Origin of the sequence: Citrobacter sp. CK188, assembly GCF_030333525.1 — a bacterium.
In the GTDB taxonomy this organism is placed as follows: Bacteria; Pseudomonadota; Gammaproteobacteria; order Enterobacterales; family Enterobacteriaceae; genus Citrobacter_B; species Citrobacter_B koseri.
This window is the reverse complement of the sequence record NZ_JAOWFU010000029.1, coordinates 173,112-197,732: the sequence shown is the minus strand read 5'-3', so window position 1 is coordinate 197,732 and position 24,621 is coordinate 173,112. Positions and strand designations below refer to the sequence as shown.

At 54.7% G+C, this 24,621-nt stretch carries 21 protein-coding genes; 4 read left to right on the top strand and 17 right to left on the bottom strand.

Features of this window, described 5'->3' with window-relative positions:
* Nucleotides 1-62: 62 nt before the first annotated feature.
* The 9 genes from ccmB to napF are packed head-to-tail and all read right to left on the bottom strand — an operon-like array spanning nt 63 to nt 7,192.
* Nucleotides 63-722, bottom strand: coding sequence for a heme exporter protein CcmB (gene ccmB, locus OGV67_RS06245; protein ID WP_012131555.1), 660 nt, complete (start codon nt 720-722; stop codon nt 63-65).
* Nucleotides 719-1,345: a cytochrome c biogenesis heme-transporting ATPase CcmA gene (gene ccmA, locus OGV67_RS06240; RefSeq protein WP_102949630.1), complete on the bottom strand. Its 627-nt coding sequence runs from the start codon at nt 1,343-1,345 to the stop codon at nt 719-721. Before ccmA ends, ccmB begins: the two co-directional genes overlap by 4 nt.
* 6 nt (nt 1,346-1,351) lie before the next feature.
* Nucleotides 1,352-1,954 (bottom strand): cytochrome c-type protein NapC, encoded by a 603-nt coding sequence (gene napC, locus OGV67_RS06235; RefSeq protein ID WP_012131552.1) that lies wholly within the window; start codon nt 1,952-1,954, stop codon nt 1,352-1,354.
* A gap of 9 nt (nt 1,955-1,963) precedes the next feature.
* Complete coding sequence (napB, locus tag OGV67_RS06230; RefSeq protein WP_024130166.1) at nt 1,964-2,413, bottom strand: nitrate reductase cytochrome c-type subunit; 450 nt, start codon at nt 2,411-2,413, stop codon at nt 1,964-1,966.
* Complete coding sequence (gene napH, locus OGV67_RS06225; RefSeq protein ID WP_012131550.1) at nt 2,410-3,273, bottom strand: quinol dehydrogenase ferredoxin subunit NapH; 864 nt, start codon at nt 3,271-3,273, stop codon at nt 2,410-2,412. The genes napB and napH overlap by 4 nt, the downstream gene beginning before the upstream one ends.
* Nucleotides 3,260-3,955 carry a ferredoxin-type protein NapG gene (napG, locus tag OGV67_RS06220; protein ID WP_058667724.1) on the bottom strand — a complete coding sequence of 232 codons (696 nt, stop codon included), beginning with the start codon at nt 3,953-3,955 and terminating at the stop codon, nt 3,260-3,262. The genes napH and napG overlap by 14 nt, the downstream gene beginning before the upstream one ends.
* 6 nt (nt 3,956-3,961) lie before the next feature.
* Entirely contained in the window at nt 3,962-6,448 is a 2,487-nt protein-coding gene (gene napA / locus OGV67_RS06215; RefSeq protein WP_115614673.1) for a nitrate reductase catalytic subunit NapA, read from the bottom strand.
* On the bottom strand, nt 6,445-6,711 hold the full coding sequence (napD, locus tag OGV67_RS06210; RefSeq protein WP_012131547.1) for a chaperone NapD: 267 nt from the start codon (nt 6,709-6,711) through the stop codon (nt 6,445-6,447). The genes napA and napD overlap by 4 nt, the downstream gene beginning before the upstream one ends.
* The gene (napF, locus tag OGV67_RS06205) at nt 6,698-7,192 is read right to left on the bottom strand and encodes a ferredoxin-type protein NapF (protein WP_024130164.1); all 495 of its coding nucleotides are present in this window, start codon (nt 7,190-7,192) and stop codon (nt 6,698-6,700) included. Before napF ends, napD begins: the two co-directional genes overlap by 14 nt.
* A 77-nt stretch (nt 7,193-7,269) precedes the next feature.
* Between napF and yojO the strand changes: the two genes are divergently transcribed.
* Both yojO and eco read left to right on the top strand, forming a co-directional pair.
* Nucleotides 7,270-7,437: a protein YojO gene (gene yojO, locus OGV67_RS22145; RefSeq protein WP_487490358.1), complete on the top strand. Its 168-nt coding sequence runs from the start codon at nt 7,270-7,272 to the stop codon at nt 7,435-7,437.
* Nucleotides 7,438-7,602: 165 nt separating this feature from the next.
* On the top strand, nt 7,603-8,100 hold the full coding sequence (gene eco, locus OGV67_RS06200) for a serine protease inhibitor ecotin (RefSeq protein ID WP_115615332.1): 498 nt from the start codon (nt 7,603-7,605) through the stop codon (nt 8,098-8,100).
* Between the two features lie 101 nt (nt 8,101-8,201).
* Here eco and mqo read toward each other — a convergent pair whose 3' ends face one another.
* From mqo to OGV67_RS06165, 7 genes are all read right to left on the bottom strand, one after another.
* The gene (gene mqo / locus OGV67_RS06195; protein ID WP_115614672.1) at nt 8,202-9,863 is read right to left on the bottom strand and encodes a malate dehydrogenase (quinone); all 1,662 of its coding nucleotides are present in this window, start codon (nt 9,861-9,863) and stop codon (nt 8,202-8,204) included.
* Nucleotides 9,864-10,107: 244 nt separating this feature from the next.
* Nucleotides 10,108-11,544, bottom strand: a complete 1,437-nt coding sequence (mgtE, locus tag OGV67_RS06190) for a magnesium transporter (RefSeq protein WP_047462415.1) — start codon at nt 11,542-11,544, stop codon at nt 10,108-10,110.
* Nucleotides 11,545-11,723: 179 nt separating this feature from the next.
* The gene (locus tag OGV67_RS06185) at nt 11,724-13,367 is read right to left on the bottom strand and encodes a multidrug ABC transporter permease/ATP-binding protein (protein WP_115614671.1); all 1,644 of its coding nucleotides are present in this window, start codon (nt 13,365-13,367) and stop codon (nt 11,724-11,726) included.
* Between the two features lie 75 nt (nt 13,368-13,442).
* Entirely contained in the window at nt 13,443-14,093 is a 651-nt protein-coding gene (alkB, locus tag OGV67_RS06180) for a DNA oxidative demethylase AlkB (protein WP_115614670.1), read from the bottom strand.
* Nucleotides 14,093-15,157, bottom strand: a complete 1,065-nt coding sequence (gene ada / locus OGV67_RS06175; RefSeq protein WP_101744033.1) for a bifunctional DNA-binding transcriptional regulator/O6-methylguanine-DNA methyltransferase Ada — start codon at nt 15,155-15,157, stop codon at nt 14,093-14,095. The genes alkB and ada overlap by 1 nt, the downstream gene beginning before the upstream one ends.
* A gap of 79 nt (nt 15,158-15,236) precedes the next feature.
* Nucleotides 15,237-16,292 carry an FAD:protein FMN transferase ApbE gene (apbE, locus tag OGV67_RS06170; RefSeq protein WP_283312944.1) on the bottom strand — a complete coding sequence of 352 codons (1,056 nt, stop codon included), beginning with the start codon at nt 16,290-16,292 and terminating at the stop codon, nt 15,237-15,239.
* Between the two features lie 115 nt (nt 16,293-16,407).
* Nucleotides 16,408-17,535 carry a porin OmpC gene (locus OGV67_RS06165; RefSeq protein WP_012131537.1) on the bottom strand — a complete coding sequence of 376 codons (1,128 nt, stop codon included), beginning with the start codon at nt 17,533-17,535 and terminating at the stop codon, nt 16,408-16,410.
* A gap of 739 nt (nt 17,536-18,274) precedes the next feature.
* Here OGV67_RS06165 and rcsD point away from each other — a divergent pair.
* Both rcsD and rcsB read left to right on the top strand, forming a co-directional pair.
* Nucleotides 18,275-20,944, top strand: coding sequence for a phosphotransferase RcsD (gene rcsD / locus OGV67_RS06160; RefSeq protein WP_071260253.1), 2,670 nt, complete (start codon nt 18,275-18,277; stop codon nt 20,942-20,944).
* A 16-nt stretch (nt 20,945-20,960) separates the two neighbouring features.
* On the top strand, nt 20,961-21,611 hold the full coding sequence (rcsB, locus tag OGV67_RS06155) for a response regulator transcription factor RcsB (RefSeq protein WP_001061917.1): 651 nt from the start codon (nt 20,961-20,963) through the stop codon (nt 21,609-21,611).
* 93 nt (nt 21,612-21,704) lie between these two features.
* Here the strand turns inward: rcsB and rcsC are convergent, their stop codons facing one another.
* Nucleotides 21,705-24,551, bottom strand: a complete 2,847-nt coding sequence (rcsC, locus tag OGV67_RS06150; RefSeq protein ID WP_047462396.1) for a two-component system sensor histidine kinase RcsC — start codon at nt 24,549-24,551, stop codon at nt 21,705-21,707.
* Between the last annotated feature and the right edge of the window lie 70 nt (nt 24,552-24,621).

Below are 24,621 nucleotides of genomic sequence, written 5' to 3'. Positions count from 1 at the left end.
ACTTTCCTGATAAGCGTAACGTCATCCGGCATCCTACAGTTTGTCGCCAGTCAAAGACCGCGCTACTGCATGCTGATACGTAACGCTGCCGCCGTAGCAAAAGGGCTTAACGTTGCGCTGCCCGCCAGCAACGCGCCCAAAATCGCCATGTATCCCTCAACGGGCAAATGCATGGAGGCCGCATCCATCGCCGCAGTGGCGAAAATCAGTAACGGAATGGTCAGCGGCAGCACCAGCACGCTCAGCAATACGCCGCCGCGTTTCAGGCCCACCGTTAACCCCACGCCCGGCGCGCCAAGAAAACTCAGGGTCGGCGTGCCAAGCAGCAGAGTCAGCGCCATGATTTGCCAGCCGTACATATCCATTCCCAGCAATAACGCCACCAGCGGAGAGAGGATCAGCAGCGGCAGACCGGTCACCACCCAGTGCGCCATCACTTTCGCCAGCACCACCGCCGGTAACGGCAGCGGCAGGAGCATCAGTTGCTCCAGGCTGCCGTCCTGTAAGTCATCGCGAAACAGACGCTCCAGCGCCAGCAGCGAGGAGAGCAACGCCGCCACCCAGATAATGCCGGGAACAATACGCGCCAGCAGCTGCGGCTCCGGGCCAATGCTCAGCGGGAAAAGCGTGATAACAATCAGAAAGAACCACAGCGGGTTAGCGATTTCCGCGCTATGGCGAAACGCCACGCGCAGCTCAAGACGAAAGATTTGCCACATCATTGCGCTGCCCTCTCGCCGGTCAGCGCGATGCGCCGTATTTTGTCAGTCGCGACATTCAGCGGCTGGTGCGTGGTGAGGATGACGATCCCGCCCTGCTGTGTATGTTCAGCCATGCGCTGCGTCAGACGTTCAACGCCATTGACATCAATGGCGGTAAACGGCTCGTCGAGGATCCAGAGCGTCGCGCGGGTTAGCCACAGACGCGCCAGCGCCACGCGCCGTTGCTGTCCAGCGGAAAGCTGGTTGACGGGGATGTCTTCGTATCCGGCCAGCCCCGCCTGCGCCAGCGCGGCCAGACACTGCGCCGTATCGCCGTCATGGTGGAAAAAGCGCAGGTTCTCCAACGCCGAAAGCCGGGTTTTAATCCCCGGCTGATGTCCAATCCACAACAGATTTTGATGGTAGCTGTCGCGCACGCGGTGCAACGCCTGCTCTTGCCAGCACACTTCCCCTGCGTCGGGGCGCGCCAGCCCGGTGAGCAACCGCAAAAGGGTGGTTTTCCCCGCGCCGTTGCCCCCGGTAATTTGTACCCATTCCCCTGCGTTCACGCGAAACGACAGCCCACTGAACAGTATTCTGTCATCCCGCTCGCAGAGCAGTTCTCTGGCTTCAAGCATACCCACTCATTATTAAAAGCCCGGTTTCACTTCGCGCATATCCGGGAGTTTATGCGCAATCCCTTTGTGGCAGTCGATACAGGTTTGCCCCTCTTTCACTGCCTGGTCGTGCATTTTGGCGGCAACGCCTTTCTGAGCGGTGAGATCCATAAATTCGAAGTTGTGGCAGTTACGGCACTCCCGCGAATTGGTGTCTTTCATCCGTCGCCACTCGCTCTGCGCCATTGTCAGGCGGTGATCTTCAAACTTCTGCGGAGTATCGATAATGCCGAACACCTTCCCGTACAGCTCTTTACTGGCCTTGATCTTACGGATCATTTTCGGGCCCCACTCGTGCGGAACGTGACAGTCAGGACAGGTGGCGCGAACGCCGCTGCGGTTGTTGTAGTGCACGGTTTCCATGTATTCCTGATAGACGGTGTTGCGCATTTCGTGGCAGCTGATACAGAACTCTTCGGTGTTGGCCTTTTCCATCCCGGTGTTGAAACCGCCCCAGAAAATAATGCCGCCAACAAAACCGATTAACAGCAACGTGCCGATCGCCAGGCGGCTGGGGCGACGCCACCATTGCCAGACCCGCTTAATCACGCCAGGTTTACGGTTAGAATTTTCCATAGTGACCTCTTATTTCCCGTAACCTTTCGACGGGGTAAAGGTATTACCCACGATCGGCGCGGCATCCGCCTGCGGCACATGGCACTGCAAACAGAAGTAACGACGCGGCGCGACTTCGCCTAAAACTTTGCCGTCGCTGTCCATAAAGTGCGTTGGGCTAATACGCGGCGCGCCGGTCGTACGGTAGCTTTCCACACCATGACATTGCAGGCAGCGGTTGGTATTGGTCGTTACCTGATAACCTTCAACGCTATGCGGGATCATCGGCGGCTGATTAACATAGTTCAGCGGCATACGTTCCTGCTCTTTCGGCATGCGAATCGCCCCTTCCTGCGTCCCCGAAACTTCCGGCGACTGGCTCAGATCCACTCCGTTTGCTGCCCAAACCGCACCACTCACCACCAGGGCAAGCAGGGCCGTCCATTGACACAGCGCTTTCTTCAGGTCATGGCTTTTCATGATTTCGCTCCCGAACTCCATCGTGTTGTTATTGTAAATACGTCCTCAGAACAGACATCCACGCAGCGACCGCACGTCATGCAATCGCGGCTGGTGACCTGCACCGGGCTTTGCTCATCCAGCACCGGCGCACGCAGGACGTGCGGTTCCGGGCAAACATGAAAACAATCCATACAGCGGTTACATTTCTCGCGATCTTTCGCCGCCACCGTTAGCGCGCCTTTACTTCCCAGCACGCCATACAACGCGCCCAAAGGGCAGATATGTCCGCACCAGCCGTGTTCAACGACCAGTAAATCAAATAAAAACAGAGCGATAATCAGCAGTGCACCGCTACCGAATCCCATCACCAGGCTACGCCCCAGCAGGGAAACCGGGTTTATCCATTCCCACAGTAGCGTTCCGGTTAGCGCCGATCCCACCAGCACGACAACCAGAAGGACGTACCGTATATGACGCGGAATCGTTGCGGACTGATTCAGGTCAAACCTTCTGCGTAGCCAGTTCGCAAAATCGGTAATTGGGTTCAGCGGACAGACCCAACTGCAAAATAATCGCTTTCCTGCCAGGGCATACAGCACCGTAATAATGGCGGCGCCAGTCAGCGCAACGGCGGCAGGTAAATGCCCGCTGGCAAGGCTTTGCAACGTTATCAGCGGGTCGGTTAAAGGAATGGTATCCAGCAACAAGCTACTGCTGTAGTTACCGTGCAGAATCCAGACGCCCGCCCACGGGCCACTGAGAAACATTCCCAGCACCAGAAACTGACTTATCCGCCGCAAAATCAGCCAGCGATGGCTGCGCCACCAGCCTTTTTTCGCTCGCGCTTCGCGCCCGGCATCGCGTTTACGATTTGCCATCTTTCCCCTCCAGCCAGCCGAAGCGGTAGTGGTGCCCCAACTCCCCTTTCGCCAGCGACAGCGGCAACACTTTTATCGCCGGTTGTTCCAGCACACAGACTTTTTCGCACTTACCGCAGCCGGTGCAGGCGTCGCTGTGAACGGTGGGAAGAAAGCGCGCATGTTTGCCGGTACGCATATTGCGATCCAGCTCCAGCGTGATCGCCTCATCGATTTTTGGGCACTCGCGATAACAAACGTCGCAGCGCAGTCCCTGGAAGTTAAGGCAGTTCTCCTGGTCCAGCAGTACCGCCAGCCCCATGCGCGCATCGTCAATGGATTCGATCTCTCGATCCAACGCCCCACTGGGGCAAACTTTGGCGCATGGAATGTCTTCACACATTTCGCAGGGAATATCGCGGGCGACAAAGTAAGGCGTACCGGCAGACAAACCCGAAGCCAGCGTCGCCAGCTTCAGGGTGTCATACGGACATGCCTGAACGCACTGCCCGCAGCGCACGCAGGCGCTGGCGAACGCGTCTTCACCCAATGCCCCCGGCGGGCGCAACCGCACGCCCGTTGCGCGAGCGGTTTGCTGCTGTAACCCCAGCGCCACGCCAACGGCAGCCAGCCCGCCTGCCGTGCGAACCATATCGCGCAAAAAGCGGCGGCGGCCATTTTGGGGTTTCGCTGACCGGGACATGGTGTGTTACACCTTCGCCAGTTTGACGGCGCACTTCTTGAAATCCGTCTCTTTAGAGAGCGGGTCCGTCGCATCCAGCGTCAGGTTGTTCACCAGCTGTGCGGCGTCGAAGAACGGCATGTACACCAGTCCCTGCGGCGGACGGTTACGCCCGCGCGTTTCAACAACCGAAATCACTTCCCCACGGCGGGAGATGACTTTGACCTTATCGCCACGGCGCAGGTCGCGCGTTTTCGCGTCCAGCGGATGAATAAAGAGCACCGCTTCCGGGAAGGCGCGATGCAGCTCAGGCACGCGGCGCGTCATGCTGCCGGTGTGCCAGTGCTCCAGTACGCGACCGGTAGAGAGCCACAGGTCATACTCTTTATCCGGCGCTTCCGCGGCGGGTTCAAACGGCAGGGCGAAAATCACCGCTTTGCCGTCCGGCTTACCGTAAAACTTGTAGCCTTCTCCCGCTTTGACATACGGGTCATGGCCTTCGCTGTAACGCCACTGGGTCTCTTTACCATCAACCACCGGCCAGCGCAAACCGCGCGCTTTGTGATAATCATCGAACGGCGCGAGATCGTGGCCGTGTCCGCGACCAAACCAGGCGTACTCTTCAAACAGCCCTTTTTGCAGGTAGAAACCCAGCTCACGGGATTCATCGTTCAGCTGGTCTTCCGCCAGATCGGTCAGCGGGAATTTGCTGACCGCAGGCGTGGCAAACAGAACGTCGTAGAGGGTTTTGCCGCGCAGTTCTGGTTTTTGCGCCAGCAGATCTTCCGGCCAGACCTCTTCCGTTTTGAAACGACGAGCGAATTGCACCAGCTGCCACAGGTCTGATTTCGCTTCACCCGGCGCTTTAATTTGTTGACGCCAGAACTGGGTACGACGCTCAGCGTTACCGTAGGCTCCTTCTTTCTCCACCCACATCGCCGTTGGCAGAATCAGGTCAGCGGCCAGCGCGCTGACGGTCGGGTACGGATCGGAGACGATGACGAAGTTACGCGGATCGCGCCAGCCCGGCATACGCTCTTCATTGATGTTCGGCCCGGCCTGCATGTTGTTGTTGCACATCACCCAGTAGACGTTCAGCTTGCCGTCTTTCAGCGCACGATCCTGCGCTACGGCGTGCAGACCGATTTTCGCCGGGATGGTGCCCGTTGGGATCTGCCAGTGTTTTTCGCAGATATCACGGTGTTTTTCATTAGTGACCACCATGTCCGCAGGCAGGCGGTGGGAGAATGTCCCAACTTCACGCGCCGTACCACAGGCGGAAGGTTGACCGGTCAGGGAGAACGGACCACAGCCTGGCTGGGAGATCTTGCCGGTCAACAGGTGCAGGTTATACACCAGGTTGTTGGCCCATACGCCACGCGTATGCTGGTTAAAGCCCATCGTCCAGTAGGAGATCACTTTTTTCTTCGGATCGGCATACAGCTGCGCCAGCTGCTCCAGCTGATCTTTCGGCACGCCGGTCATTTCTGCGGTTTTCTCCAGCGTGTACTCCGCGACAAACGCTTTGTACTCGTCGAAGCTCATCGGCTCAGAGGCGTCGGAGCCCGGATTCTTCGCCGCTTTTTCCAGCGGATGCGTTGGACGCAGGCCATAACCGATGTCGGTCGTCCCTTTACGCAGGTTGACGTATTTGTTGAAGAAATCCTGATTTATCGCATTATTTTGAATGATGTAATTGGCGATATAGTTGAGGATCACCAGATCGCTTTGCGGCGTAAAGACGATGCCGTTATCCGCCAGCTCAAAGCTACGATGCTGGAAGGTTGAGAGAACCGCGACATTAACGTTCGGATCGGACAGACGGCGGTTGGTGATGCGCGACCACAGGATCGGGTGCATCTCCGCCATGTTAGAGCCCCATAGCACAAAGGCGTCGGCTTGTTCGATATCGTCGTAGCACCCCATCGGCTCATCCATACCAAAAGTACGCATGAAGCCCACCACCGCCGACGCCATGCAGTGGCGCGCGTTCGGGTCGATATTGTTGGAACGGAAACCGGCTTTGAACAGCTTCGCGGCGGCATAACCTTCCCAGACCGTCCACTGCCCGGAACCAAACATACCAATCGCTTCCGGCCCTTTTTCTTTCAGGGAGGCCTTAAATTTCTCTTCCATCACATCGAAGGCCTGATCCCAACTGATTGGGGTAAATTCGCCTTCTTTGTTGTACTGGCCGTCTTTCATGCGCAGCATCGGCTGCGTTAAACGATCTTTGCCATACATGATCTTGGGCAGGAAGTAGCCCTTAATGCAGTTAAGGCCACGGTTGACCGGCGCATCAGGATCGCCCTGACAGGCCACAATACGGCCCTGCTGAGTACCGACCAGCACGCCGCAACCCGTTCCGCAAAAACGGCACGGGGCTTTGTCCCATTTGATGGCTTCCTGCTGACCAACCACTGCGCGGGCGACGCCCGGCACGCTTAGCCCGGCAGCCGCCGCAGCGGCCGCAACGGCGTTAGCTTTCATAAAGCTACGACGACTGAGTTTCATGGTGTTTCCTCACCTTGCTCATCCTGCTGGTGATAAACCAGCGACACCGCCAGCACGCCCGCAACGTTGCGTACCGACTCAATTGTTTGCATCAGCGTTCCGCTGTGTTCTGCTTCCACCACCACGATCAACTGACCGCTGTCGACATCGCTCAGCGCGACTTCACAGCCCGGAAACTGGTGCAATTGCGTGCTGATGTCGGTGATGTGCTGACTTTTGGCCTGGACGACCAGGCTACAGACCTGCCAGTTACTGTGCTGCATGGTTGTACTCCGCATTGATCGCTGATGTCGGGCAAATGGCGACACACGCCCCGCATCCGCTGCATGCCTGATTGTCGAGTTGCGGCTGATAAATGCCTGACAGCGTGGGGCGAAACGTTATCGCCAGTGGTTCGCAGCTATCCTGGCAGCGATGACACTCAACGGACTGATACGCCAGACAATTCTGCCCAATCGTAAAGTTCAGATCCCAGGCCCTGGTGTGGCGCGGAAGGAAGAGTGATTCAGGACAGGCTTGCGCGCAGGCATAACAAAAGCTGCATTCACCCTGCTTAAAATTAACGCCCGGATAGCCGCCCTGCCCCCGCTGTAAAATGTCGGTTTCACATGCCTGAATGCAGGCGTCGCAACGGATGCAGTGCGTCAGGAAGTGTGATTCGTCCCCAGACCAGGGCGGACGGAGCCCACTGTTGGCTTTGCGCCAACTGCCTGTCAGTATTCCTCGACGGGATAGATCAACCATGACATCGCCCTTCCATCACGACGCTCACACCGGAAGGTGAACGACTAAATAAACCGCACTACCACTAAGTCATTATTATGATCGGTAAGATATTTCAGGATGTGTTAGAGGTGCATACCCCGATTGGGGTAAATGCTGTCGCCGGATCAAAAGAGTGTGGGGTTAGCGTATCTGAATGTGCTTTTGTTCACATTTCAAAGGGTTATATCAATAAGTATATAACGAAAGGCTTAATTGGAGAATAATCCTATTTAACGTGTAAGAAATGGAATATATCGCTATCAAACAAGTAAACACTCAATTAACCATCTTAAAATATAAGTAAATTTAGATTAATAGCCAATATGAATGTGTTAACCTGCCGGGAATCGTTCAGAAGACAGAAGAAAGGAAACGCTGTGAACTCGAAAATGAAGACAATTGTACCTGCCGTACTGTTAGCGGCTTTCGCCAGTACCTCCGCATGGGCGGCGACCAGCGATGCCAATACGCAACCTCTGGAAAAAATCGCGCCGTATCCGAAAGCGGAAAAAGGGATGAAGCGCCAGGTTATCCAGCTTACTCCCCAGGAAGATGAGTCTACCCTGAAAGTGGAACTGCTGATCGGCCAGACGCTGGAAGTGGATTGCAACCATCACCGTCTTGGCGGCGAACTGGCGAGCAAAACGCTGGAAGGCTGGGGTTACGACTACTACGTTTTTGATAAAGTGACTTCCCCGGTTTCTACCATGATGGCCTGCCCGGATGGCAAGAAAGAGCAGAAGTTTGTGACGGCCTATCTGGGCGATGCCGGAATGGTGCGTTATAACAGCAAGCTGCCGATCGTGGTGTACACCCCGACTAACGTAGAGGTGAAATACCGTATCTGGAAAGCGGAAGATAAAGTACAAGACGCAGTGGCGCGTTAAGGAACGTTTTGCCGGATGGCGGCGTACCGCCTATCTGGCCTACATAATGCTCGTTGTAGGCCGGATAAGTGCAGCGCCATCCGGCATGCCGCAATACGTTTTTACAGCGCGATATCCGCGACAGCTTTATGCGCTGGCTGCGCTTGAGCCTGCGGCTTAAGCTGCGGTTTTGGCGCTTCATCCACCACCTGCGGCTTGTCATATTTCAGCCCCAGAACGTCGCTGGTGTATTGCAGCTCTTGTTCCGTGGCCTCAATATTGCCATTCAGCTTAGTCCCGTAAGACGGAACAATCGTTTTCAGCTTCGCCTGCCATTCCGGGCTGGCCACTTTCTCTTTAAACACTTTTTCCATCAGATGCAGCATGATCGGCGCAGCAGTGGATGCCCCCGGAGACGCGCCCAGCAGCGCGGCAATCGTACCGTCTTTGTCGCTGACCACTTCAGTGCCCAGACGCAGTACGCCGCCCTTGTCTTCATCACGCTTGATGATCTGCACGCGCTGGCCCGCCTGCCACAAACGCCAGTCTTCTTTCTTCGCCTGCGGATAGTACTCTTTCAGCGCTTCAAAGCGTTCATCATCGCTCAGCATCACCTGGCTAATCAGGTATTTCACCAGATCGAAGTTATCCATCCCTACGTTGACCATCGGCATAAAGTTAGAGGTCGTGGTCGAACTCAGCAGATCCCACAGCGAACCGTTTTTCAGGAACTTCGTGGAGAACGTGGCGAACGGCCCAAACAGCACGACGCGTTTACCATCCAGGATACGGGTATCGATGTGCGGTACGGACATCGGCGGCGCGCCGACCGACGCCTGGCCGTATACCTTCGCCAGGTGGTTGTTAACCACGTCCGGGTTCTCTGAAACCAGGAACTGGCCGCCAACCGGGAATCCCGCGTAATCTTTTGCTTCAGGAATGCCCGTCTCCTGCAACAGCTTCAGCGCCGCGCCGCCCGCACCGATAAAGACAAATTTCGCCTTAATCGCATGTTCTGCTTCACCGTTTTTCAGATCGGCGACGATCACGGTCCAGGAGTTATCCGCGTTACGTTTAAATCCACGGACTTCGGTATTCAGTTGCAGCGCAAAGTTCGGTTTTTTCTGCAACGATGCCACCAGCTGACGCGTGATTTCCCCGTAGTTCACGTCAGTACCAATTTCAGTGCGGGTCGCGGCAACCTTCTGTTTCGGGTCGCGACCTTCCATGACCAGCGGCGCCCACTCTTTAATTTGCGCATGATCTTCGGAGTAACGCATACCGCGGAACAGCGTGCTCTGCTGCAACGCGGTATAGCGGGCGCGCAGGAAATTGACGTTATCATCGCCCCAGACAAAGCTCATGTGCGGAACGGTATTGATAAACGAGTGTGGTTCGTGCAGAACGCCGCTCTGTACCTGATGCGCCCAGAACTGGCGGGAAACCTGGAAGGCTTCGTTAATGTCGACTGCCTTTTCGATGCTGACGGAACCATCGGCTTTTTTCGGCGTGTAGTTCAGTTCCATCAGCGCGGAGTGGCCTGTTCCGGCGTTGTTCCAGCCGTTAGAACTCTCCTGTGCAACCCCATCCAGTCGCTCAACCATGGTCATTGACCACTCCGGTTCCAGCTCCTGCAAATAGGTTCCCAACGTGGCGCTCATGATGCCGCCGCCAATCAACAGTACATCCGTTTCCTGCTCTTCGGTCGCTTTCGCTTTTGCCGCCATCGAGACAGCATTCAGCCCCACAGCCATGGTGAAGAGCATGGCAGTCACTTTTTTCATAATGTTAATGCCTTACTTTTAGTATCGTTTTTTTTGCTTTTTGCAGGTGAAAATCGAGCGGCATCAACGTTAACACTTCAGGTAAAAGATTTAAATATTGTTTATAAATTATATTAAGATTTTAAAAACGTTAGTAATACGTTGAATATTTATAAGGTTATTGACAATTAACGAGACAACAGCATTCCCGCATCGCTAATCGCCATGCTTTTGCTGCTACGGATGATCAGGCGTAATCAGGCGGTTAAAGCAGAAATACCGTCGCCAGCCCCAGAAAAATAAAGAAACCGCCGGTATCGGTAATGGCGGTAATCATCACGCTTGAGCCGACCGCCGGGTCGCGCCCGAGCTTTACCATCGTCATCGGGATGATCACGCCCATCAGCGCCGCCACCAGTAAATTCAGCACCATCGCCAGCGTCATAACGCCGCCAAGGGCGATATCGTCGTAGAGCCACCAGGTCACGCCGCCCATGATGCCGCCCCAGACAAGGCCGTTGACCAGCGCCACCCCCATTTCACGCAAAATGAGAAAGGTCAGGTTGCCGGGCTGAATATTTTGCAGCGCCAGCGCGCGAACAATCATAGTAATGGTTTGATTCCCGGTATTGCCGCCAATCCCGGCGACAATCGGCATGAGAGAAGCCAGCGCCACCAGTTGCGAGATCGTGTGTTCAAAGCCGTCGATCACCCGGGAGGCGATAAACGCCGTACACAGGTTTATCGCCAGCCATGCCCAACGGGTTTTTACCGCTTTGGCGACGGGCGCAAAGACATCTTCTTCGGCGCTCAGGCCCCCCATGCGACGCAGATCGGTGTCGGTTTCTTCGTAGACCACATCAACGATCTCATCAATGGTCAGGCGTCCCATCAGTTTGCCGGAAGGATCGATCACGGCGGCGCTGACCAGGTTGTCACGTTCAAAGGTGCGCGCCGCATTCTCAGAGATATCTTCCGGGGCAAAGGTCAGCGGATCGTCATCCATCACGTCGCTGACTTTACGCTGCACGTCACTGAGCAGAATACGCGTCAGAGACAGCTCGCCGACCAGTATTTTATTCCGGTTCGTTACAAAGAGTTTGTCGGTGTTTTCCGGCATTTTTCCCAGACGGCGTAAATAGCGCTGCACCACCTCCAGCGTCACGTCCGGGCGCACGGTGATGACCTCGAACTCCATGATCGCCCCGACGCGATTCTTCTCGTAGTGCATAACCTGACGGACGCGGGCGCGCTCCTCCGGCGGCAGCGTCGCCAGCAGTCGCCCGGTGAGGTTACGCGGCAGGTGCTGAACGAGATAAATCTGTTCGTCAATGTCGAGGTATTGCAGCGCGTCCAACAGCGCGCGGTCGGTCATTTCATCAATCAGGTCATCCCAGACGTTTTCGGACGCTTCCAGCAGCACTTTGCCGCGTTTTTCATTCTCGACCAGCCGCCATAAGGCATGACGTTCTTCGGAAGGCAGCGCTTCAAGGGTATCCGCCAGGTCCGGCGGCGGCAGGTGAGCCACCAGCGCCCCTACCTCAGCAATATCGTCGGCCAGCGTACCGACATCATATTGCTCAGCCAGGGTGAGCTTGCCTGACAGGGCGGAAATAATCGCTTTATCGGTGGTGAGCAGCCAGATAAGACGCGCACGCTCTTCATCGCGCAGTCTGGCGCTGTTTTTGGTCATTGCGGACATTAATCATAAATCCATGAAATGAGATGCCATTAAGCATGGCGCGAGGTTATGTAAATAACAATAAACGGCGCCGCGAGTGGATAAAAAATCAGCATCATGCAGGGAATGGCAGGCCCGATAAGCGTCGCGCCATCGGGCAATTAAGCCGGATGCGGCTACGCCTTATCCGGCCTACAGGATCAGGCGGTACGCGCAACCGCATCGCGGGAGGCGGCGTCGCGTTCATCGCCGACCAGTTCACTCAACTGCCCGTTACGCATTTCCAGCAGGCGATCGGCGTGAATAAAGTAATGATCGTCATGACTGATCGCAAAGATGGTTTTGCCCATCTCCTGCATCAGCGGCAGCAGCACCTGATAAAATTCACGGCGGAAATGCGGGTCCTGATCGGCGGCCCATTCATCCAGCAGAATGATGTCACGCTCCTCCGCCAGCGCCAGCAGCAACGCCACGCGCTTTTTCTGCCCTTTCGACAGCTTCAGGTTCAGAATCCGGCCATCGCGTAGCTCCAGCTTGTGCGCCATTTTCAGTTGCTCAAGCCACTTTTCCACCAGTTCCGCTTTGGCCGGTTTGCCTTCCGGCCCCAGCAGTTGATCAAACAGCCAGACATCGGTAAACACAGCGGAAAAGAGTTTCCGGTAGTCCTCAGAACGCTCTGCGGAAAGCGTTTTGCCATCCAGTAAAATTTCGCCTGACTGAGGCTGGTACAGCCCCGTCAGCAGCATCGCCAGCGTCGATTTCCCGCTACCATTGCCGCCAATCAGAAACAGCAGTTCCCCGCGCTGGATGGTCAGGTTGATCGGCCCGACTGAAAACGCATTATCCTGATAATGGAAAACGACATTGCGTAACTCCAGCGTTTTCCAGTCAGGAAAGGCGTCAGGACGAGGAAATTCCGCTTTAAACGGCGCCAGCGAAAATTTATTCAGCTTGTTGAAAGCCACCTGCGCGGTGAGCAGCGTCGGCAACGCGCCAACCGCAGAGAGCAGCGGCGTGCGCAGGAACAGCAGCGTCAGCGAATAGGTCGCCGCCACGTTGGTATCCGCCCAGCCCAGGCTGTTCGCCATCCAGAACACCAGACCAATCGCGCCCAGCATCATAATGTTTGACCAGTTAACGGCGCTCAGGTGGAACGTATCGGCGCGAATAATATGGTGGCGATACTCTTTCGCATCCGGGATATACGAATGGTTAAAGATATGTTCCGCGCGCTCACGGTTCAGGGTCAGCTCTTTGCGCCCTTCCAGCACCGTCTGAAAATCCTGATACAGCTTATCTTCCGTTTCGCGCAGCGTCGCCATGTGCTTATACACGCGCGCCACCAGCACAAACCCGCCCCAGATGGTGATTGCCATCCAGATTGCCGTCACCAGCAGCATTTTGGTGGATAACATCGCCAGATACGCGGCGGAACCCACCGTCAGGATGATCCCCTGAACCAGCTCCGGCAGGCGCACGAACGCGATCGTGATGTTGCGGATATCACTGGTTAACCCTGCCAGCAGCGAGGCGCTGCCCAGTTGTTCGATGCGCTCAACCTGCGTGTCCAGAATACGTTTGATAAATTCGCTGCGCAGGCGATAGACAAAATGGTGCCCTAACGCGGTTAAGGCCAGTTGGGAGCCCAGCGTCACCGCCATCAGTAAAAGCAGCAGCGCGAGAAATTCCGGCAGCACCATCAGCGTGGTATCCACCGTTTCGATGAGGCGCTGATTGATAAAGGCAATCAGACCAATCCCCAGCGCAGCGCTGGCGAGGCTGAGCGCCATCACGCTGATAAATGGCCAGCGATACTGCCGCCAGACAAGAAGAAGTAGTTCCATTCATACAACCCGGGCAAGGAATAACAGCCCGCAGTTTAAACATCTCAACGCCGACAGCAATAATAATTCTTATTTTTATTCTTTTTTACCCGCCTGGCGAAACGTCAGGTTGTAACGACAGTCCGCCGTCAGCGGATGAAAGCCCGCTTTAAGCGGTTGTATGCCGTGGTAAAACAGTCGCGATTCACCGCCCCAGACCACCACATCGCCGTGCTCCAGCAAAAGGCGTTTTAACGGATCGTTACGACGCAGGCCGCCAAACTGAAAAATGGCCGGAAGGCCCAAAGAAACCGACACAATCGGCGCGCGCAGATCCGGTTCGTCTTTATCCTGATGCAACGACAACTTTGAGCCGGGCGTATAGCGATTGATAAGACAGGCATCCGGCTGAAAATCAGCATAGCCCGCCGCGATCGCCGCGCGATGGCACAGGCTGGTAAAGACCTCAGGCAGCGGCGGCCAACGCCGCCCGGTTAACGGATCGACGGGAGAATAGAGATATCCGTGCTGATCCGTCGTCCAGCCGAGCTGACCGCAATTTGTCATCGCCACCGACATGGTATAGCCGCCGGGCGTCACCATCTGGCGAAATGGCGACTGCGCGGCGACCGCCGCGATGGCCTCAATCAGCGATGGCGCCTCGCGAAAGGCGAAACGGCGCAAGATAACCGCGCCGGACGCCAGCGGCTCTTGCCAGGGTTCAGCATCCGCAAATAAGTCCAGCATCATTTATCCTCATGTCGCGCCTCTCGTTGCAGAAGCTGCGCCTTGCGCGCCACGCCCCAACGATAACCCGATAGCGCGCCGTCGCCGCGCACCACCCGATGGCACGGGATCACAATCGCCAGTTTATTTGCCCCGCAGGCGCTGGCAACGGCACGAACCGCCTTCGGCTTGCCGATTGCGCTGGCGATCTGCTGATAGCTGACGGTTTCCCCACAGGGAATCGTGCGCAGCGCCTGCCAGACCTGCTGCTGGAACGCGGTGCCCTGAATATCTAACGGCAGTGACAGCGGCATATCGCGTGCATTAATACTGGCGATAACCTGGCGCACGCGCTGCTGGAAAGGGCGATCAGCGGGTTCATCCTGCGCGGCGGGAAACAGTTCATGCAGGCTGGCAATAAGCCCGGCATCATCATCGCCCAGCAAAATCGCGCAGATTCCCCGCTCGCTCTCCGCAACCAGGCAGCGTCCCAGCGCACAATCCGCGAGGGCATAGCGAACGGGGAGATTATCGCCGCCCTTACGAAACTGCTTCGCCGTCATGCCGAGCGTCTCATCCGCTTTGCGATAGTAACTGCCGCTGTCGGGAAAACCGGCGTTCAGGATCGCCTGCGTTACCGTCTCTCCTTTCGCCAGCGCATCGCGCAGACGGCGGGCGCGCCAGGATTGCTGCCAGGCTTTTGGCGTCATTCCCGTCGTGGCTTTGAACAACCGGTGCAGATGAAATGGGCTCATTGCCACCTGCTGCGCCAGGGCGTCCAGCGTGATGGGGGCATCCTGTTCCAGTAAACGACAGGCGTGCGTGATTTTATCCAGCTGATGCTGTCGGGCGTTGTCTTTGTCTGGCTGGCAGCGTTTGCAGGGGCGGAATCCTGCGGCCAGCGCCTGCTCCGCACTGGCAAAGAAACGAACGTTTTGCCGCAACGCGTGTTTTGCCCGACAGGACGGTCGGCAAAAGATGCCGGTGGTCTGTACCGCAAAAACAAACTGACCATCGGCGTCAGGATCGCGATCCAGCACCGACTGCCAGCGCGCATCGTCATTTATGCGTGAGAGATTTTTCATCATGGACTCCTTCATTAAGCATAGTGCTTAGTCTCAGTGTGTCCGTAAGTCAGCGCACGAAAACCCGAAATCTTGCTTTTTAATTTTTATCACTCACGAGGAAGCTTTTGAACTGCGGCGACATCCAGGTTTTAAAACCCTCGCCCTCTTTCATGATCATGTACACCGCCAGCCCTTCCCGGCGCACCACCTCTTTGGCCTTTTCCGTGCCGAGCACCATCAACCCGGTATCCCAGCCGTCCGCTTCCAGCGCCGTCGGGGCGATAACCGTCACAGAGACCAGATTGTGTTCTATGGGACGCCCGGTCTGCGGATCAATGACGTGAGACAGGCGCTTCCCGTCCAGTTCGTAATAGTTACGGTAGCTGCCGGAGGTGCTGATGCCATGCCCGTTAATATCGACAATCGCCTGTACCGCGTTTTCTTGATCGGTCGGTTTTTGGATCGCCACACGCCAGGGTTGCCCCTGCGCATTCATGCCGCGACTGTTCAGGGCGCCGCCGACGGAGACCAGATAGCGGGCAATGCCTTCCTGTTCCATCAAGCGCGCCAGATGATCGGCCGCATACCCTTCCCCCACTGTTGAGAGATCGACGAACAGATCCGGCAGATCTTTTTGCAGATATTGCTGTCGCGCCTGATTGATAACCCGCAGATGTTGCAGCCCGGTCTTTGCTTTTGCGCTGTCAATCTGCGGCTGTGTGGGCACATTAACCGGCTGTTGCTCCGGGCCGAATCCCCACAGATTCACCAGCGGCCCCACGGTGATATCCATCGCGCCGTCGGTTTTCGCGCCAATGCGCAGCGCCGAGGTAATGATATCGGCCATTGCTTCGCTAACCGGCCAGGGAGAAAGACTTTGCGAATGGTTGAAGCGCATCAGCGCCGAGTCATTTTTGTACGTGGACAACAGCTGATCGTCGGCATCAAGCTGCGTCTGAATTCTGTTACGTAATTCCTCAGCACGGCTGGCGTCCACATCCACCACGCTGACCCGCCAGAAGGTGCCCATCGTTTTCCCTTCCAGTACGGTTGCAGCAGGTGACGCTGTATCAGCCGGTTTTGGGGCATCATCGCACCCCACAAAAAAGATCGTCGTGGCCAGCAGCGCTGCCCGACAAAAGGTCATTTCCATACGTGATTATCCTCATGCGAACGCGCGCAAGAGTACACCAAAAATCGCTATTTGTACGCCGTAAAAAACGCATTAAAAAAGGGCCCGCAGGCCCTTTAGTTGACATTGTCCGCAATCAGAACTGGTAAACCAGGCCCAGAGCAACGATGTCATCAGTGCTGATACCCGCGTTACGGGTAAAGGTGTTGTCATCCAGCAGGTTGATTTTGTAATCAACGTAGGTAGACATGTTTTTGTTGAAGTAGTAGGTCGCGCCAACATCAACGTATTTCAGGATATCCTGATCGCCGTAGTTGGTGGTGCCGTTGGAGATGTCCTTACCTTTAGATTGCAGGTAAGCCACGGACGGACGCAGACCGAAGTCGAACTGGTACTGTGCAACCACTTCGAAGTTTTGCGCTTTATCAGCGAAGCCATAAGAGTCGCTACGGCTGTTCTGGGAAGAACCAAAGCGGGTTGCGTTGTAAGTCTGAGAGTACTGCGCTGCCAGGTAAACGTTGTTAGCGTCGTATTTCAGACCACCGGTATAAACGGTCGCACGATCGCCGCTGCCGTATACGCCAGCCGAATTCTGGTCAGCAGTACGTTTGGAAGAGGTGATTGCACCACCAACGCTGAAGCCTTCGCCGATATCATAGGTCAGAGATCCGCCGAAGCCGTCGCCGTTCTGTTTCAGCAGGCTACGACCATCCGCAACGTCGTTTTCACCGCTGGCGCTGCCGTTTTTACCCTGATACTGCAACGCAAAATTCAGACCTTCAACCAGACCGAAGAAGTCAGTATTACGGTAGGTTGCCAGGCCGTTAGCACGCTGCTGCATGAAGTTATCCGCGCCGTAGGTGTCGCCGCCGAATTCCGGCAGAACGTCGGTCCAGGCCGTTACATCGTAGATTACGCCGTAGTTACGACCGTAGTCGAAGGAACCTGCATCGCCAAATTTCACACCAGCAAACGCCACACGGGTCCAGGAGTTGTTAGTGGTTTCAGCGTCGTTACCCTGAATCTGATATTCCCACTGACCGTAGCCGGTGATCTGATCGTTAACCTGGGTTTCGCCTTTGAAGCCGAGACGCATATAGGTCTGATCGCCGTCGTTGCCATCGTCATCAGAGAAATAGTGCAGACCGTCGACTTTACCGAACAGATCCAATTTGTTGCCGTCTTTGTTATAAACTTCAGCCGCATTTGCTGCGCCTGCTACCAGCAGAGCCGGTACCAGGAGGGACAGTACTTTAACTTTCATGTTATTAACCCTCTGTTATATGCCTTTATTTGCTTTTTTATTGCCACTGCATACTGATTAACCCTCTTAACCAGTCGGCAATTTCATTCTCCGCAAAAATGCAGAATAATCCAACACGGATATGATACTAAAATCTTTAAAATGTTTCATTTATCGCCATAGGTGTTTCAAATTATTAATGGCATGGAACTTTTTTAAAAGCAAAAAATGGGACAAATAAGCACGAATCATCAAAACATATTTATTTTTCATTATAATTCAATGCATTACATTCATGAAAATCATAGCACTGAATGATAAAACAAAATCTTCACTCGCAACTAAAATAGTCAGCGCTATCATCATTAACTTTATTTATTACCGTCATTCATTTCTGAATGTCTGTTTACCCCTATTTCAACCGGATGCCTCGCATTCGGTTTTTTTTACCCTTCTTTACACAACTTTTATCTTCTTGTGCTACCGAATTTAAATAATCACAACGGTTTACTACCCCCCTCGTGATAATCACCAGTCATGCCAACAAATAATTTCTTGTTATTTAGTGCTAAATTTTATTTCATTGTGTTTATATTTATACATCTGCGCCAACGCTGTACACGTTTTGCTTAGGGAAACGCCCTCGCGGCGCGGGCAGAAAAATGCAGCATGTCTGATGAGCGAGAGTATGGAAATTCACACAGTACCCTTTATACTGCCCTTTCCTCTTTAGCGTTGTTTTAACAGGTCATAAACACGAATGAGTCAGTCTGATACAACGGTTTCTACCCGATTCTCCCTTCTGCCGGGAAGCATTACCCGTTTCTTCTTATTACTGATCATTGTGTTACTTGTAACGATGGGCGTGATGGTGCAAAGCGCGGTCAACGCCTGGCTGAAAGACAAGAGCTATCAGATTGTCGATATCACCCATGCTATTCATAAGCGCGTAGACACCTGGCGCTACGTGACCTGGCAAATCTATGACAACATTGCCGCAACGGCTAGCCCATCCACGAGCGAGGGTTTGCAGGAAACGCGTCTGAAACAAGACGTCTACTACCTTGAAAAACCGCGCCGTAAGACCGAAGCGCTTATTTTTGGCTCGCATGACAGCTCAACGCTGGAAATGACCCAGCGGATTTCCACCTATCTTGATACGCTGTGGGGCGCGGAGAACGTGCCCTGGTCGATGTATTATCTGAACGGGCAGGACAACAGCCTGATTCTCATCTCCACCCTGCCGCTCAAGGATCTCTCCTCCGGCTTTAAAGAGTCTGCGATTGGCAATATTGTCGATTCCCGTCGGGCGGAGATGCTGCAACAGGCGAATGCGCTGGATGAACGCGAAAGCTTCTCTTCGTTACGTCGTCTGGCGTGGCAAAACGGCCATTACTTTACGCTGCGCACCACTTTTAATCAGCCGGGGCATCTGGCAACGGTTGTGGCGTTCGATTTGCCGATCAACGACCTGATCCCGCCGGGAATGCCGCTGGACAGCTTCCGCCTGGAACCCGACTCCTCAACCACGACGGTACGTAATACGGAGAAAGAGTCTCCAGACAGCGTCAGCATCAGCTTCAACAGCGCCAAAATTGAGATTTCTTCCGCACTGAACTCAACCGATATGCGGCTGGTCTGGCAGGTTCCTTTCGGCACGCTATTGCTTGATACGCTGCAAAATATCCTGCTGCCGTTACTGTTGAATATCGGCTTGCTTGCGCTGGCGCTGTTTGGCTACACCACCTTCCGCCACCAGCCTGGCCGTTCAACGGAAGTGGCGACAAGCAATACCGCAAATAATGAACTGCGTATTCTGCGCGCGATTAATGAAGAGATCGTCTCCCTGCTGCCGCTGGGGCTGCTGGTGCATGACCAGGAGGCCAATCGCACCGTCATCAGCAATAAAATCGCCGACCATTTGCTGCCGCATTTAAATCTGCAAAACATCACCAGCATGGCGGAGCAGCATCAGGGCATCATTCAGGCGACGATCAATAACGAGTTGTATGAAATTCGCCTGTTCCGCAGCCAGGTCGCCCCTCGCACGCAGATCTTTATTATTCGCGATCAGGACCGGGAAGTGCTGGTGAACAAGAAGCTCAGGCAGGCGCAGCGTCTGTATGAGAAAAACCAGCAGGGCCGCGCCGCGTTTATGCAAAATATTGGCAATGCCCTGAAAGAACCCGTGCGGATACTGGCGATCAACGCCGCTGCCGCAGACACGCCGGAAAGCCAGAAGCTGGCGAACCAGGCGGATGTTCTGGTGCGTATGATAGATGAAATTCAGCTGGCGAATATTCTGGAGAATGATACCTGGAAAAGCGAGCCGACGCTGTTCTCCATTCAGGATCTGATTGACGAAGTGGTACCGGACGTTCTGCCTGCGATTAAGCGCAAGGGTCTGCAACTGCTGATCAAAAACCACCTTAGCGCCAACGATGAACGCCGTGGAGACCGTGACGCCCTGCGCCGCATTCTGCTGTTGCTGATCCAGTACGCGGTCACGACCACGCAGATTGGGAAAATCACGCTGGAAGTCGATCAGGATGAGTCGGCTGAAGAACGCCTGACCTTCCGCATTCTGGATACCGGTGAAGGCGTGACGCTCAATGAGATCGACAATCTCCATTTCCCGTATATCAATGAAACGCAAAGCGACCGCTACGGGAAAGCGAATCCGTTAACCTTCTGGTTGTGCGATCAGCTGGCGCGTAAGCTCGGCGGGCATCTGAATATTAAAGCACGCGATGCGCTGGGGACGCGCTATACCGTACATGTTAAAATGACCCCGCATGACCAGCATGTAAATGATGAAGAGCGCTTGCTGGATGACGTTTGCGTAATGGTTGACGTCACCTCTAATGACGTGCGCAATATTGTGTTGCGTCAGTTGGAAAACTGGGGAGCCACCTGCATCACGCCGGATGATCGGCAAATAAGTCAAGAATATGATCTCTTTTTAACTGATAATCCGTCTAATCTTACTGCCTCCGGCTTGCTTTTAAGCGATGATGAGTCAGGCGTGCGGAAAATGGGTCCTGGCCAACTGCGCGTCAACTTTAATATGAGCAACGCTATGCAGGAAGCTGTACTACAACTGATAGAAGAGCAACTGGCGCAGGAAGAGATTCCAGAGTCGCCCCTCGGCGGAGATGAAAACGCCGAACTTCATGCCAGCGGTTATTACGCGCTCTTTGTAGACACAGTACCGGATGATGTTAAGAGGTTGTATACTGAGGCAGCGACCAGTGATTTCGCTGCGCTGGCGCAGACAGCCCACCGCCTGAAAGGCGTGTTTGCTATGCTTAATCTGGTACCCGGCAAGCAGTTATGTGAAACGCTGGAACATCTTATTCGTGAGAAAGATGCTCCAGGTATAGAAAAATACATCAGCGACATTGACAGCTACGTCAAGAGCTTGCTGTAGCAAGGTAGCCCAATACATGAACAATATGAACGTAATTATTGCCGATGACCATCCGATTGTACTGTTCGGTATTCGCAAATCACTTGAACAAATCGAGTGGGTGAATGTTGTCGGCGAGTTTGAAGATTCCACAGCACTGATCAACAACCTGCCTAAATTAGATGCGCATGTGTTGATTACCGACCTCTCCATGCCGGGAGATAAATACGGTGACGGGATTACCCTCATCAAATACATTAAACGTCATTTCCCGAGCCTGTCGATCATCGTTCTGACGATGAACAACAACCCGGCAATTCTGAGCGCGGTGCTGGATCTCGACATTGAGGGGATTGTGCTGAAACAAGGCGCGCCGACTGACTTGCCTAAAGCGCTGGCCGCGCTGCAAAAGGGCAAGAAGTTTACCCCGGAAAGCGTCTCCCGCCTGCTGGAGAAAATCAGCGCGGGCGGTTATGGCGACAAACGTCTGTCCCCGAAAGAGAGTGAAGTCCTGCGTCTGTTCGCAGAAGGTTTCCTGGTGACGGAAATCGCCAAGAAACTGAACCGCAGCATTAAGACCATCAGTAGCCAGAAAAAATCGGCGATGATGAAGCTGGGCGTCGAAAACGATATCGCGCTGCTGAATTACCTCTCTTCCGTCACGCTGAGCCCGGCGGACAAAGACTGATCAAACGTCAGGTGCCTGATGGCGTTGCGCTTATCAGGCCGACGTTGATGACCGCAGTAGGCCGGAGAAGGCGAAACCGCCATCCGGCCTTTTTTATGCCCGCGTCTTTCTCACCCGCTCCGCATACACCGCCAGCGTCTGCTTAAGCACATCTAACGTCACCGGCTTGGACAGGCAGCTATCCATACCGGACTCCAGACAACGCTGTTTCTCTTCCGCTAGCGCGTTAGCCGTGACGCCAACCACCGGCAACGTCAACCCTAGCTGGCGAATGCGCTGCGTCAGACGGTAGCCGTCCATATTCGGCATGTTGACGTCGCTCAGCACGATATCAATATGGTTTTTACTCAGCACGTTCAACGCATCGACGCCGTCATTCGCGGTCTTGCATTGATACCCCAGCGATCCCAACTGATCGGCCAGCAAACGACGGTTGATCGGATGATCGTCCACCACGAGGATCATCATGTCGTCATTCGTCGCGTCGGTTTTATCCGGCGCAGGCAGCGCCGTTGCAAGCGCGTCGTTATCAAGCTCAATACTGTAAATCCGCGCCAGCAGCGCAGGCAATTCATGCGGCGACGCCACGCTGTGTACCCACTCGCCCGGCGCTCTTTCCTGCGGAATACCAATATGGCGGCGGCTGAAAACAACCGCCGCACGCCCCTGCCATGCCAGCTCCAGCACATCGTCCGTAATCAGAATATCTTCCGGCGCCGGTTTTTGCCCTTCGTAACGAAGCACATCGACACCGCTTCGCGCCAGGCTGGACTCAATAAAATGACACAGCGACGCGTTGCGTACCGCCAGCCAGCAACGCGTTTGAGCCAGCCCTTCGACGCCTTTTTTCTGCGGGTACTGCGCGCCATAAAGTGGAATGCGTAACGTAAACTGGCTGCCCATCCCGGGCTCTGAATCGACGGAGATATCCCCATCCATCATGCTGATCAGTTTTTCACAAATCGCCAACCCCAGGCCGGTTCCTTGGAAATTACGCTGCACGCCGGTTCCCACCTGGAAGAAAGGATCGAACAAACGCACAACCTCTTTCGCCGGAATCCCCACGCCGGTATCGCGTACCTGAATACTGAGATAATCGCCATCACACTGCACATGCAGCACAATACAACCGGTATCGGTAAATTTGATGGCGTTACTCAGCAGGTTAGAAATCACCTGTTGCAGACGCATCGGGTCGCCGTTCAGCGCAACCGGTACATCCGGTTCAATAAAGCAGTACAGGCCAAGCTGTTTTCTCACCACCAGCGGTAAATAGTTGGCCGTAATGTGGTTCATCACCTCACGCGGCGAGAACTCACGCGGTTCAATCTTCAACTGCTCGGATTCGATTTTTGAGAAGTCGAGAATATCGCTGATGATTTTCAGCAGCAGGCTGGAGGAGTTGTTCATCGCCGTAACCAGCCTGTCGACCCCTTTCGGCAGCGCTTTGGTTTGCAGCAGATCGAGGTTACCGATAATCCCGTACAGCGGCGTGCGCAGCTCGTGGCTCACGGTCGCAAGGAACATTGATTTGGACTGGCTCGCCTGCTCCGCCGCCTGCGCCATCTCCTGCAACGACTCTTCCATTTTGACGCGCGCGCTCACATCCACCAGCACGCAAATCGCCACGTTTTCATTGCGATAGCGCGAATGGACAAAGCTGATTTGCAGATTGGTATTGTTGCTGGTCAACACATCGACGAAGTTAACCTGCTGACCACAGATAATTTGCGTCAGCCTTTGCCGGTCCTCATGGGTGAGCATATTGAGGTAGGTATGCGCCAGTTCATTACTGAGAATATTGACCCCGTCAATGGTGCGCAGGATGCAGATCCCCACCGGCGCGGAAGCGACGATTTTCCGGTTAAACTGCTCATGCTCTTCCAGCCGCTGAGCATCGCTTTCCGCCGGAATAAAGATACGCCGTTCATACATGCGCGCCAGCGTGAACAAGGCGGCGCCCACCAGCACATTCAGCAGAATAGCATTCAGAATCAGCATTCGAATATGCTCCAGCACCAGATCGACCGGTACGGAGTAGACAATGCTGAGCGACGATGGCGGCAGGCTTTTCTTCAGAACCAGCTCACGGAACCCTGGCGTATAGCCAAACCAGGAGCGCTCCTGCATCCAGCGAGGTTCCGGCCTGATATTGCTTTCCGGCCCGGTTAGCGAAATCAGCGGATGACCATTTTCATCGAGGATCGTCACCCCCATAGGCAAACTTCCCGGCGTGAAAAAGTTCTCCATCCGAATGGACTGCTCGACGCCCAGCAGCGCCTGCAAGCGGTTGGCCAGATAAACCGGCGTCAGGGCATAAAAATAGCCGATGCCGGGGCGCGGCCCCTGGCTAATCCAGAAAAGGTTATTCCCGCTCTCTTCCTGCGGGGCATTGCGGTACTTAACAATGCGCTCATGCAGCGTTTTCAGCGCATTATCACGTTCGACCGGCATATCGCGCAGGCCGAAATTCGCCATACAGAGATTGTCGCTGCCAATCAGGAAAACACGATTCAGATCGTAGGCCGCAGAAAAATTGTCGCGCCAGTAGCGCATAAACCAGGCCAGCGACTCCAGCGACCCGCGCCAGGCATTCCCCATCGCCGCACAGTCGGAGTCGGCAAACAGCGGCTCAAAATTGGGCACCACGGTTTTATCGTCGCGCGCCCGGCTGGACATCACGCCGTTTTCCGCCGTTAAGCGATTCTCGGCAATGTATTTAAGTTCTTTCATTACGTCAGACGTGCGCTGAATATAGCGCTGCGCCTGGTCGGAACTGAGATTGAATTCCTGACGGATTTCAGACTCTCTCTGATGCAGCGCATTGACGATGTAAAACACCGAAGCAAAAGCGATCAGCAGCCAGATCAGTAACGCCAACGCTCTGAACAGGTAGCGCGAAACTTTCAGGGTTGTACGAAAGGAAGCAAGGTATTTCAAAGGGGCGAAGCTCCGCCTCAGGCGATAAATAGAGTGTGGTTAAGGTAGCGGTAAATGCCCGGCGTCGCAA